Origin of the sequence: Arthrobacter sp. 9AX (assembly GCF_902506095.1) — a bacterium.
Taxonomy (GTDB): domain Bacteria; phylum Actinomycetota; class Actinomycetes; order Actinomycetales; family Micrococcaceae; genus Arthrobacter.
Genome location: NZ_LR733293.1, coordinates 3281764 through 3294061, shown reverse-complemented (window position 1 = coordinate 3294061; position 12298 = coordinate 3281764). Strand labels below are relative to the sequence as shown.

Annotated in this window: 8 protein-coding genes and 2 tRNA genes; 9 read left to right on the top strand and 1 reads right to left on the bottom strand. The window is 67.9% G+C overall.

The window, feature by feature from the left end:
- Nucleotides 1–311 precede the first annotated feature (311 nt).
- The 6 genes from BACI348_RS15215 (at nt 312) to BACI348_RS15190 (ending at nt 5233) form a co-directional block, all read left to right on the top strand.
- Nucleotides 312–2453 carry a DEAD/DEAH box helicase gene (locus BACI348_RS15215; protein ID WP_159827176.1) on the top strand — a complete coding sequence of 714 codons (2142 nt, stop codon included), beginning with the start codon at nt 312–314 and terminating at the stop codon, nt 2451–2453.
- 351 nt (nt 2454–2804) lie between these two features.
- A tRNA-Thr gene (locus BACI348_RS15210) sits at nt 2805–2876 on the top strand.
- A 61-nt stretch (nt 2877–2937) separates the two neighbouring features.
- Nucleotides 2938–3011 (top strand) — tRNA-Met (locus tag BACI348_RS15205).
- Between the two features lie 121 nt (nt 3012–3132).
- The gene (gene yidC, locus BACI348_RS15200; RefSeq protein WP_159827173.1) at nt 3133–3954 is read left to right on the top strand and encodes a membrane protein insertase YidC; all 822 of its coding nucleotides are present in this window, start codon (nt 3133–3135) and stop codon (nt 3952–3954) included.
- 48 nt (nt 3955–4002) lie between these two features.
- Nucleotides 4003–4560: a dihydrofolate reductase family protein gene (locus BACI348_RS15195; RefSeq protein ID WP_159827170.1), complete on the top strand. Its 558-nt coding sequence runs from the start codon at nt 4003–4005 to the stop codon at nt 4558–4560.
- 16 nt (nt 4561–4576) lie between these two features.
- Nucleotides 4577–5233 (top strand): SDR family oxidoreductase, encoded by a 657-nt coding sequence (locus BACI348_RS15190; protein ID WP_159827167.1) that lies wholly within the window; start codon nt 4577–4579, stop codon nt 5231–5233.
- On the opposite strand, the gene BACI348_RS15185 is transcribed toward BACI348_RS15190, so the two are convergent.
- Nucleotides 5226–6434, bottom strand: a complete 1209-nt coding sequence (locus tag BACI348_RS15185; RefSeq protein WP_159827164.1) for an ROK family protein — start codon at nt 6432–6434, stop codon at nt 5226–5228. The two genes, BACI348_RS15190 and BACI348_RS15185, sit on opposite strands and share 8 nt — an antisense overlap.
- 99 nt (nt 6435–6533) lie before the next feature.
- On the opposite strand from BACI348_RS15185, the gene BACI348_RS15180 reads away from it, so the two are divergent.
- From BACI348_RS15180 to BACI348_RS15170, 3 genes are all read left to right on the top strand, one after another.
- On the top strand, nt 6534–8246 hold the full coding sequence (locus BACI348_RS15180) for a glycoside hydrolase family 13 protein (protein WP_159827161.1): 1713 nt from the start codon (nt 6534–6536) through the stop codon (nt 8244–8246).
- Between the two features lie 31 nt (nt 8247–8277).
- The gene (locus BACI348_RS15175; protein ID WP_159827158.1) at nt 8278–9219 is read left to right on the top strand and encodes an aldo/keto reductase; all 942 of its coding nucleotides are present in this window, start codon (nt 8278–8280) and stop codon (nt 9217–9219) included.
- A 110-nt stretch (nt 9220–9329) separates the two neighbouring features.
- On the top strand, nt 9330–12296 hold the full coding sequence (locus BACI348_RS15170; protein WP_159827155.1) for a hypothetical protein: 2967 nt from the start codon (nt 9330–9332) through the stop codon (nt 12294–12296).
- Nucleotides 12297–12298 lie beyond the last annotated feature (2 nt).

Genomic DNA, 12298 nt, shown 5'->3' with positions numbered 1-12298 from the left:
CTTGAAACATCCCCCACTCCGGAAATCCCTTATTCCTGCCCAATTTTTGAGGCAGGACTGGCAAGTGTTGGGGCCCGCAACTGTGATGCGGGCATTTTCATAGGGAGAGCCGGCTAAAGAAAACGCTGTACAGACTGCTGGGATAGCAGCCAAGAGATGCAGCGCGAAGTCCTGCCACGGGATTGCGAAAGCGCCGGACTTCTGTGACCGGCCGGTCAACGTTTGCCCGGCACTCCACGGCACACGTACTGCGGCTCCGCTCACCTCGGGTAGTGCCGCCTGGCCCCCTATGGACGAGGAATATCTCCCCTATGCCCGAAAATCAGAACGAAACAGTCGACGCCCGGAACACCAACGCCGAGACGGCAGCCGTCGAATTCACCGAGCCCGCTGCGCCTGCAGCTGAGGCCACTGCCCAGAGCCCGGAAGACGCCCCCGCCGCCGAGGTTGCTCCCGCTGCGAAGGCAGACGTTGCTCCCGCCGCCAAGGCTGAGGAAGACGACGAAGAAGGCGTGAAATTCGCCGACCTCGGCATCGACGGCCGTGTCCTCGCCGCCCTGCAGGATGTCGGCTACGAGAAGCCTTCCCCCATCCAGGCAGCCACCATTCCGCTGCTGCTCGAAGGCCGCGACGTGGTTGGCCTCGCCCAGACCGGTACCGGTAAGACCGCAGCATTCGCAGTACCGGCACTGTCCCGCCTGGCAGAGCTGCACGACCTCAACGGCCCCTCCCGCAAGACCCAGGCCCTGGTGCTGGCTCCCACCCGCGAGCTCGCCCTCCAGGTTGCCGAGGCCTTCACCTCCTACGCCAAGCACATTGACGACTTCACCGTCCTGCCCGTTTACGGCGGTTCGGCTTACGGCCCGCAGCTGGCCGGCCTGCGCCGCGGCGCCCAGGTGGTTGTCGGTACCCCCGGCCGCGTGATCGACCACATCGCCAAGGGTTCCCTTGACCTGTCCGAGCTTCAGTACCTGGTGCTGGACGAGGCTGACGAGATGCTGCGCATGGGCTTCGCCGAAGACGTGGAGCAGATCTTCCAGCAGACGCCGTCGGACCGCCAGGTTGCGCTGTTCTCGGCCACCATGCCCAGCCAGATCCGGCGCATGTCCAAGCAGTACCTGAACAACCCGGCCGAGATCTCCGTCAAGTCCAAGACCACCACCGGCGCCAACACCCGCCAGCGGTACCTGCAGGTCATGGGCCCGCACAAGCTCGATGCCATGACCCGCATCCTCGAAGTGGAAGAGTTCGACGGCGTCATCGCCTTCGTGCGCACCAAGATGGCCACCGAGGACCTGGCTGACAAGCTGAAGTCCCGCGGCTTCCAGGCCGCCGCAATCAACGGCGACATTCCGCAGCAGCAGCGTGAGCGCACCGTCGACGCGCTGAAGGAAGGCCGCATCGACATCCTCGTTGCAACCGACGTCGCGGCCCGCGGGCTTGACGTGGAGCGCATCAGCCACGTCATCAACTACGACATCCCGCACGACACCGAGTCCTACGTGCACCGCATTGGCCGCACCGGCCGTGCAGGCCGTTCCGGTGACGCCATCCTGTTCATGACGCCGCGCGAGAAGTACCTGCTGCGTTCCATCGAGAAGGCCACCCGCCAGCCGGTGGAGCAGATGCACCTGCCCACGGCCGAGACCGTGAACACCCTGCGCCTGGGCAAGTTCGCCGAACGCATCACGGAGACCCTGGCCTCCGAGGATGTTGCCGCCTTCCGTGACCTCATCGCTTCCTACGAGGAAGAGCACAACGTTCCCGCCGCGGAGATCGCTGCAGCCCTCGCCGTGATGGCGCAGGGCGGCCAGCCGCTCCTGGTCAAGGAACTGCCTGCAGCTCCCGAGTTCCAGAAGCGCGAGCGGTCCAAGGACGGCTTCGGCTCACGCGGGCCCACCCGCACGCTCACCGAGGGCAACGCCACCTACCGGATCGCCGTGGGACGCCGCCAGCGCGTGATGCCCGGCTCCATCGTGGGCGCCATCGCCAACGAGGGCGGCATCTCCTCCGCGCAGATCGGCGGCATCGACATCCGATCGGACCACTCCCTGGTGGAGCTGCCGGCCGACCTCAGCCCCGAGCAGCTGCGGGCACTGTCCCGCACCCGGATCGGCGGCGAGCTGATCCACCTGGAGCTGGACAACGGCCGCAAGCCCTCCGGTGACCGCGGCGCCTACCAGGGCAACCGCAGCGGCGACCGTGGCGGCAACTTCAAGGGCAGCGGCGGTTTCAAGAAGGAATTCCGGAAGAACGACGGCGAGCGCGGCTCCGCGGACCGCGGTGGCCGTTCGTACAGCGAGCGTTCCGAGCGCAGCTTTGGTGCCGACACCGGTTCCAGCCGCGGCCAGGCCAGTGACTCCCGCTTCGGCGGCCACGGTGACGGCTCCCGCAAGCCCCGCCACGGCAACGAGGGCGGCCAGCGCGACTTCAACCGCAAGGGCAAGTGGTAAACCCGTCAGGCTCTGACTGACGCATCCTCTGGTGGGCCGGCTTTCGAGCCGGCCCACCGGCGTTTAACCCTCGAAGTTTCGTCCAGGGCTGCAAATTTCCGGGGCCATGAAACCTGCATACCTGGACAAAACTCCGATTCGGTGTGGGGCTGGACACATCGCGCCACCGGATCGGGTGCCCAACCGGCTGCCGGCCGGGTCGCCACGGGCGGCTGCTCGCCCCTGGATCCCAGCAATGACGCGGAAAAACGGGGTCGTCGGGGCGTGAAATGCAAGTGTTGCGCGGCCTCCCGGCCGCTGCTGGGGCCGATTTGTTGGTGGTGAAATCTTCCGGTAGAGTATTTACTCGTTGCCCCCCTAGCTCAGTGGTAGAGCGCGTTCTTGGTAAGAACGAGGTCACCGGATCGATTCCGGTGGGGGGCTCTGGATGAGGGCCTGTGTCAAGGCGGTTTTGACCGGCTTGACACAGGTTTTTCTCATTCGTGGCGGTGTAGCTCAGTTGGTTAGAGCGCACGACTCATAATCGTGAGGTCGGGAGATCGAGCCTCCCCACCGCTACAGGCTAAGCCCCCGGAACCCCCGAGATTCCGGGGGTTTTCCTGTTTAACCGCAGGTACCCTGCGTGACAAGTTCCGCGTTTCGCCGTAGCTTTGCGGCATCTGACGGATGGGGAAAACGAATGGGCTTTCTTGACGAAATCATGGTTCCGTTCAGGTGGCTTGTGTCCGCCATTATGGTGGGCTGTCATGACGCGCTGAGCGCCTTGGACATGCCGGCGGCCAGCGGCTGGACGTGGACGTTGTCCATCATCGGGCTGGTGCTGGTGATCCGGGCCGCCCTGATCCCCATATTCCTGCAGCAGGTCAACGCCCAGCGCCGGATGCGCCTCCTGCAGCCGGACCTGATGAAGCTGCAGGAAAAGTACCAGGGCAAAACAGATCCCCTCTCCCGGCAGGCGATGGTCCAGGAACAGATGGCGTTGTACAAGAAGCACGGGACCAACCCCTTCTCGGCCTGCCTGCCCGTGCTGATCCAGGTGCCCTTCTTCCTGGCGCTGTTCCAGGTCCTGTCCGGCATCAGCACCCTGGCCGCCCAAGGCGCGGGGATCGGCGCCATGGGCCGCGACCAGGTGGCGCAGTTCAACCAGTCCAGCATCTTCGGCGCCCCGCTGACCGCATCCGTGCTGCACGGCGGCGGTAACCAGGCGGCCGTCGTTGTGCTGACGGTCCTGATGATCCTCGCCATGACTGCTGTGCAGTTCGTCACGCAGAAGCTGATCCTCGCCCGGACCGCGGTCCCCGGCGCCCCGGAACCGCCTTTTATGAGGCAGCAGAGGATCCTGCTCTACAGCCTGCCTGTGGTGTTCGGCCTGGGTGGCGTCCTCTTCCCCCTCGGTGTCCTCATTTACTGGACCGTCACCAACCTCTGGACCATGGCCCAGCAGTTCCTCGTCCGGGAGCGGCCGCCCGGGAGCAGCGTGGACCGGCCTCGCTCCGGGTAGGGAACTCCTGCCCTTACGCAAACCGGCCGGCACCGGCAGAATGGGCGGATGGGCCAGCTCATCTACTCCGGGATCACCTCTCTGGACGGCTACCTCGCAGACAGCCAGGGCAACTTCGACTGGAGCGCGCCGGATGAGGAAGTCCACGCCTTCGTGAACCACCTGGAGCGCGGCTCCGGCACGTACCTTTTCGGGCGGCGGATGTACGGGGTCATGGCGGCCTGGGAGACCCTGGGCGGTCCCGGTGATCCGCCGGTCATCCAGGACTTCGCCCGGATCTGGAGCGGGGTAGACAAGGTTGTCTATTCCACGTCCCTTCCCCATGTCACCACCGCCCGCACCCGGCTCGAACGCAGCTTCAACCCGGACGCCGTGCGGCAGCTGAAGGCTGGCACCGACCGGAACATCGGCATCGGCGGCGCCACCCTGGCCGCGGCCGCGCTCCGGGCAGGGCTCGTGGACGAATGCCAGGTTTTCCTCAACCCGGTGGCGGTGGGAGGGGGCCTGCGGTATCTGCCCGACGGACTGGACCTTCAGCTCGAACTCCTGGACGAGCGCCGGTTCAGCAACGGCGTGGTCTACCTGCGTTACCGGTGTCCGGCCTAAGGGGCAGAATGGGGGCATGACACGCATCGCCATCATCGGCGGCCACGGCAAAGTGGCCCTGCACCTGTCCACCCTGCTCGCGGAAGAAGGCCACAACGTCACCTCGTTCATCCGCAACCCGGACCATGCCGCCGACGTAGCGGAAACGGGCGCCACGCCGTCGGTCCTCGACGTGGAGCAGTCGACGACGGCGGCCCTCGCCGAGGCGCTGCAGGGCCACGACGCCGTGGTCTGGTCCGCAGGCGCAGGCGGTGGGAACCCGGAGCGGACGTACGCCGTGGACCGGGATGCGGCCATCCGCTCCATGGACGCCGCGGCGCAGGCAGGAGTCAGCCGCTACGTGATGGTGTCCTACCTGGGAGCCCGCAAGGACCACGGAGTGCCCGGGGACCACAGCTTTTTCGCGTACGCCGAGGCCAAGGCCGCCGCCGACGAATACCTCCGCGGGACCGATCTGGCCTGGACCATCCTGGGGCCGGGGACCCTGACGGAAAAGCCCGGCACCGGCATGGTCACGGTGGACCCGGATCCGGCGGGGGAGCGGGCAACGTCGCGCGGCAACACGGCCATCGTGGCAGCGGCGGTGCTGGACCTGCCGGGGACTGCGGGCAAAACCATTGAATTCTGCGACGGCTCCCTGCCGGTGGCGGCGGCGCTGGAATCCCTTAGCTGACGGTTCCGGCCAGTTGGAGGTCCAGGGAGTGTGTCTCCACATAGTCCAGTGCACACCGCACAGCGCCCACCGTAACGATGGAGTCGCCCAGCGGTGAGACTGCCACGCGCGGGGGAGTAGCGGTCAGACCCTTCAACCGCTCCGCGACGCGTTCCAGGAGGACGCCCGCGGAGTTGGCCACGGCGCCGCCAATGACCACCAGCTCCGGGTTGAGCAGCGTTGCCACGGCAGCAATCACGCGGGCCACCCTGTCTGCCAGGCGGTCCAGAATCCGCAGCGCCACCTTGTCACCATCAGCGGCAGCGGCGAAGACGTCCTCGGCTTCAACGCCCCGGCCGGCGGCACGGGCACGGAGCGAGGTCCCGGCCTTGCCGGCGAGGGCCTCGGCGGCCCACGTCCGGGCAAGGCTTGCGATGCCGAACGTGTCGCCCACGCCCTGGACCTGGTCGAGGAAGGCGAGTTCGCCGGCGCCCCCGCGGCTGCCGTGCAGCAGCCGTCCGCCGTCGATCACGCCCGCTCCGAGGCGTTCGCTGGCGAGGATCACCACGACGTCGTCGATCCCCGCCGCTGCGCCCTGCCAGCGCTCACCGAGGGCGGCAAGGTTGGCGTCGTTTTCCAGCAGTACCGTCCAGCCGCGCCGGTCGCGCAGGGCGGATTTCAGGCCGACGTCGAACAATCCCCAGAAATGCTGGGCCGCCAGTACCTCGCCGTTGCGGTCCACGGGCGCGGCAATGCCGGCGCTGACGGCGAGGACCGCATCCGGCGGGACGCCAACGCTGCGGAGGGCCATCAGGGCCGTGCGGTCAATGACGGCGACGCGTTCCGCGGCGGAGATCTCCGCCGCGGCAAAGGGCTGGCTGGAGCGGCCCAAGGTGTTTCCCCGGAGGTCCGAGACCACCACTGTTGCCTTGGAAATACCCACGTCCATGCCCAGGACGCAGCCGGCGCGCTCATTGAGCTCGAACCGCCTGGCCGGCCGCCCTTTCTGGTACTCACCGAAGGCCCGCTGGTTTTCCAGTTCGCGGATCCAGCCGCGATCCTTGAGGTCTTCGCATACCGCAATGGCGGTGGCACGCGTCAGACCCGTGGCTTCAAGGACGTCGGTGACCGTGACGGCGCCGGATGCGCGCATGAATTCCAGGACCGCCCCGGCACTGACCCTCCGCAGCAGCTGGGGCGAGGCGGCGGTTGCTTCAGGCATTGGGTGTTGACCTTTCCGAACTTCGCGCCAGATAATACTTGAGCAACTAAATTTAGATTCAAAATAAATATTAGTCGATATGAAGCGAAGGATCATCCCTTGTCCACCACCGCCACTCTGGCAACCCTTTCCGATTCCGACCGCCTCGCCGATCCGAACTGGTGGCGCCAGGCCTCCGTGTACCAGATCTATCCGCGCAGTTTCGCGGATTCGAACGGTGACGGCATCGGCGACCTCAGGGGCATCACCGCCAAGGTTCCGTACCTGAAATCCCTGGGGATCGACGCCGTCTGGCTGAGCCCGTTCTACCCTTCGGCCCTCGCGGACGGCGGCTACGACGTGGACGACTACCGCAACGTGGACCCCAAACTGGGAACACTCGAGGATTTCGACGAAATGGCGAAGGCCCTGCATGCGGCCGGCATCAAGCTGATCGCGGACATCGTGCCCAACCACTCCTCGGACCGGCACGAGTGGTTCCGGGAGGCTCTTGCCGCGCCCAAGGGATCCCCGGCCCGCGACCGCTACATCTTCCGTGACGGAAAGGGCCCCAACGGTGAGTTCCCGCCGTCGGACTGGGACTCCGTCTTCGGCGGCCCGGCCTGGGAGCGCATCACGGAACCGGACGGCACCCCCGGCCAGTGGTACATGCACATCTTCGCCAAGGAGCAGCCCGACCTGAACTGGTCCAACCGGGAAATCCGTGAGGACTTCCTGAAGACCCTGCGCTTCTGGTCCGACCGCGGCGTGGACGGCTTCCGGGTGGACGTGGCGCACGCGCTCACCAAGGACCTCACCGAGCCGCTGCTGTCCAAGCTCGAACTGAGCGCGGCCAACACCGGCGTGGACGGGTTCGACGACGGCACGCACCCGTTCTGGGACCGCGATGAAGTGCATGAGATCTACGCCGAATGGCGTGAGGTGTTCAACGAGTACAACCCGCCGCGCACCGCCGTCGCCGAGGCCTGGGTCCACGCCACCCGCCGGGCCCGGTACGCCAGCCCGGAGGGGCTCGGCCAGGCGTTCAACTTCGACCTGCTCCAGGCTGATTTCGACGCCGCCGAGTACAAGGAGATCATCAGCCGGAACCTGGCCGAGGCCGCCGCTACCGGCGCCTCCAGCACCTGGGTGTTCTCCAACCACGACGTGGTCCGCCACGCCACCCGCTACGGCCTGCCGCAGGTGTCCAAGGACAAAGCCGGCGCCAAGGGCCAGGACGGCAAGGACTGGCTGCTCGCCGGCGGGCCCAAGGAGGACCTGGACGTGGAGCTCGGCGAACGGCGCGCCCGCGCCGCCACCTTGCTGATGCTCGCCGTGCCGGGGTCGGCCTACCTGTACCAGGGCGAGGAACTGGGGCTCCAGGAAGTCGCCGAGATCCCCGAGTCCGAGCGCCAGGACCCGTCCTTCTTCCGCAACCGGGGTGTGGAGATCGGCCGCGACGGCTGCCGCGTCCCGCTGCCTTGGAAAGTTGAGGGAACCTCCTTCGGCTTCGGGGACGGCGGCGCGCACCTGCCCCAGCCCGACTGGTTCAGCAAGTACGCCGTCGAAGCGCAGGACGGGACCCAGGGCTCCACGCTGGAGCTCTACCGGAAGGCCCTGAAGCTGCGCCGCGAACTGCTGACCGATGAAGAGCTGGAATGGGTGGACGCCGGCAATCCGGAGGTCCTGCACTTCCGCCGCCCCAATGGCTGGCAGTCCGTGACCAACTTCGGGAACACCGCCGTCGACCTTCCGGAAGGCGAGGTGCTGGTCACCAGCGCGCCGCTGGAGGACGGGAAGCTGCCGGCCAACACCACCGCGTGGCTGCGCTGATGCCGGCCCACCGTAAGGGGCTGCACTCCTGATGCAGGAACTCATCTACGGCTGCATGGGCCTGGGCGGCAGCTGGTCCGACGAGCCCCACGCCGGTGAGCATGTGGACGAGGCCGCTGCCGCCGTCTCGGCTGCCCTGGACGCCGGAATCACGCTGTTCGATCACGCGGACATCTACCGCAGCGGCAAGTCCGAAGCGGTGTTCGGCGAGGTGCTCGCTGCATCGCCGGGGCTCCGGGACCGCATCAGGCTGCAGACCAAGTGCGGGATCAGGCTGAACGAACGCGGGCTGCAGACCCACTATGACCTCAGCCGGGAAGCCATCCTGGAGCGGGTCAACGAAAGCCTGAAGCGGCTGCGGACGGACTATGTGGACATCCTCCTGTTGCACCGCCCCGATCCCTTGGCGGACCCGGCGGAGGTTGCTTCCGCCGTCGGGCAGCTGATGGTGGAAGGCAAGGTCCGGCAGCTGGGCGTGTCCAACATGTCCGGTGCGCAGATCGAGGCGCTGCAGGACCGGCTGGAAACTCCCGTGGTGGCGAACCAGCTGGAGATGAGCCTGCTCAAGCGGGCCTGGCTGGAAAGCCAGGTGCTGGTGAACCACGCCGAGCACTTGGACTACAGCTTCCCGCACGGCACGCTTGAATACTGCACACGCAACGGAGTCACGCTGCAGGCCTACGGCTCCCTCGCCAGAGGCCTGTACACGGGGGCGGAACCCGACAGTCAAACCCCGGCAGAGGCGGCCACCGCAGCACTGGTGGCGGAGCTGGCGGGGGAGTACGGCAGTTCCGGTGAATCAGTGCTGCTGGGGTGGCTGATGAGGCACCCGGCCGGCATCGCGCCGGTGATCGGGACGGTCAACCCCCGCCGCATCCGCGCCTGCGCGGACGCCGCCCGCGTGGCCAAGGCCATGAGCCGCGCGGACTGGTACAAACTCTGGGTGACGGCGCGCGGCAGCAACATCCCCTGACCCATCCTCGTACAACAGCGGATTGACAGCGCTCCCGGCCTGGCGCACCATTCAAGCACGCACCGATATCGCTGGTGATGCAGGGGCGCCAGGCCGATGGGGGTTGCGTCATGTCCGCTCCGATGGAAGGTACCGTTCTACCCCCTTACGCTGAGCGGATCTTCCGCTGGCGCACCGCCACCGTTGTCTCCGCCCTGCTGGCCCTCTGGGTCACCATGGCCGAGACGGACAGGCTGATTGCCGGGGCGGTCCCGGCCGGAAGCGGAGCGAGCCGCACCGCCGGCGGCCTGCAGGGGCTGGAAGCCGGGCAGCGGGTCGACTCGTGGACACTGTGGCGCGGACTGGACACGGTGCAGGCGGCCGAACTGGGCCGTTACCTGCAGATGTATGCCGTGGCGGACGCCCTGTTTGCGCTCGGGTACTTCAGCCTCCTCTGGCGGGTACTGCACCGCTTCCGGTGGCTGCGGGCACTGGTACTGGTGGTGCTGGGGTGTGAGCTGGGCGAATCCGTGGCACTGGCCCACCTGTCCACGCATTTCCAGAGCGCCGGCACCGCGCTGGCCCTGGCGGTCCTTGCGTACGCCAAATGGGCGTCGCTTGCCCTCCTGGGAATCTCAGTCCTCTACTACCGCGTGCTGCGCCGGTGGTTGGCCCTGCGGCAGCGGCGCACCCGGCAGGCCGTCCTCCTCCAGCGGCTGAGCCTCGCCGCCGTGCTGGGCGTCGCCGCCATGGCCTTGCTCCCCATCCCCGGGGTGAGTGACCAGCTTCCCGACGCCCAGCGGCCCTGGGCAGCGGACGGGCTCGCCTCCCCGCACTGGTGGATGGCTTTCGTGGTGGTCCTGGTGGGCGCTGCAGGGCTCTTCGTGCTGGGACGGCGGCGGTCCGAGCTGGCCTGGGCCCTGCATGTCACGCAGGTGCCCAAGCCGCCGGCCGTGGTCCGGTGGTGGCTGTACGGTCCCGCGCTGCTCGTCGCCGGGCTGGTCCTGGCTGCGCTCACCGGGCACCTTCCCCAGCCGCCCGGACCCTGGATCCTTGCCGCGCTCGCCATTCCCGCCGTCGTGATGGTCCTTTCGCTGTGCCTGCGCAACAAGTACCCGTCCCAGCAGCCCACACCGTGGCCGCTGGACGTAGCCAGGGCCGTGGAGGCCTGGCGTTGCGGGGATGTGCTGGCCTGCTCCTTCGCGGTAGTGTCCGGCATGGCGCTGGTCCGGTCCTTCACCGGGCCCGTGGTGCTGGGCCTGGCCAACGGAGGGCCGGCGCCCTATGGCTGGTCCGGGCTGTTCCTTGCCTTCGGCTGGCTGGTGGTGCTCGGCGCGTTCTACGCCACGGCCCTCCTCCTGCGCGGGACGTGGCAGGCGATGACCACCGGGCTCTCCGGTCTGCTTGATCCCACCACTCCTTCCTCGTCTGCGGCCATTAAAGCGTCCCGGGCATCCCTGCTGCTGGCGGCAGTGGTGTTGGCGTTCCTCCTTGCCGCCCCCGCCGAAACCACCCGGTTCCTCGGAGTCCCGGCCACCGCCGTCGTCAGCGTCCTGGCCTGGACCGTAGTGGTGGGCTTCCTGGTGGTGGAGCTGCAGCAGCAGCGGGCCATCTGGATCTTCGAAAAGCTTGGCCTCCGGGCAAACCCGATTGTCAGCCTGGTCCTGCTGACCCTGGCCGTGACGTCCCTGGGCGGCGGCGACCCGAGGATCCACGCAGTCCGTGAGGCAGCCGGCGAACCGGCCAGGGCCGCGCGCCCTGCAGTGCAGGACTACGTGGATCAATGGCTCAGCGCCAATGCGGGCTGCTCCGTGGAAGTGGCCACGGCTGAAGGCACGGCAACAGTCCGGCCGGTGGTCTTCGTGGCTGCCGAGGGCGGCGGGATCCGCGCCGCTGCCTGGGCTGTCGCAGCCCTGGACAAACTCGGAGAAATTCCCTGCGGGAGTGAGTCAGTCATTCTCTCCAGCGGCATCAGCGGAGGGTCCCTGGGGCTCGTGGTCACTCAGCTCTACGGTGGCGGGAACGAGGACCCGGTGGACGTGGTGGCCAGGCTCGCCGGGCCGGAAGCGCTCGCGGCCGGGGTGGCCGGGGCGCTGGTGGGCGACCTCGTGGCGGGCGGCACCGACGTCCTGGTGGGAACCGGCCCTGCAACGGACACCGGCGCGGCCTGGCAGGACCGGGCAGCCGCGATGGAACGCGCGTGGGAACGGGCCGCGGGCAGGCTCGTTGAACCGTGGGAGGCGGCGGATCCAGGCAACGGCCGCACCGGGGCGCTGGTCCTGAATTCCACGGCGTCCGGCATCGGGTGCCGGCTGCTCATCAGCCAGATCGACCTGTCCGGCGCCAGCAGAACCCAGACAGGATACGAGGCCCAGGACGCGGTGCCCAGGAGCGAAAGCTGCCGCGAGGGTGCCACACCGCTGTCCATCGACCTCCTGGCCCCGGACGCCTGCCCATTGCGTCTCTCGTGGTCCACGGCGTCCCTTTTGTCCGCCCGGTTCCCCATCATCTCGCCGGCAGGACGCATCCCATACCGGCACAACGGGGACTGCGGACCGGCGCACGCCTACCAGGCCATCGACGGCGGATACTCCGAAGGCTCCGGCCTCGGCACGCTGCACGACCTCTGGCCGGTGTTCCAGGCGGCCCTCCGGTCACGCAACAGCGAGGCGGCAGCCGGACAGCCGTTCCTGATGCCCGTTTTCCTCTTCCTGCAGAATTCCATAGGCGCGGACGTGGTGGCAGGCCCGCCCGAACTGGCCGGAGAACTCGCCGTTCCGCTCGTGGGCATCAGCGCCAAGAACCTGCAGTCGGATGCCACCAGCTGGATGCAAAGGCTCGACGCCGGCTCCGACGTTTGTGCGCCGGCGTCAGTGCGGTGCCTGGCCGCCCGCGCCGCTTTTACCGGGAGCCTCGGCGGCAGTTCGGTGCGGGTGGCTCCGGCCACCCGGCCGGCCCTGGACCCCCCGCTGGGCTGGACGCTGTCCCCGCTCAGCCAGGAGCGGCTCCGCCAAGCGATGGACGCCGAGGCGGCCTGCCCGTCGTCGGGCGGGGAGTGTCCGGCTTTTGCCCGGTTGCTGAACGCGCTTCGCGGCTGACA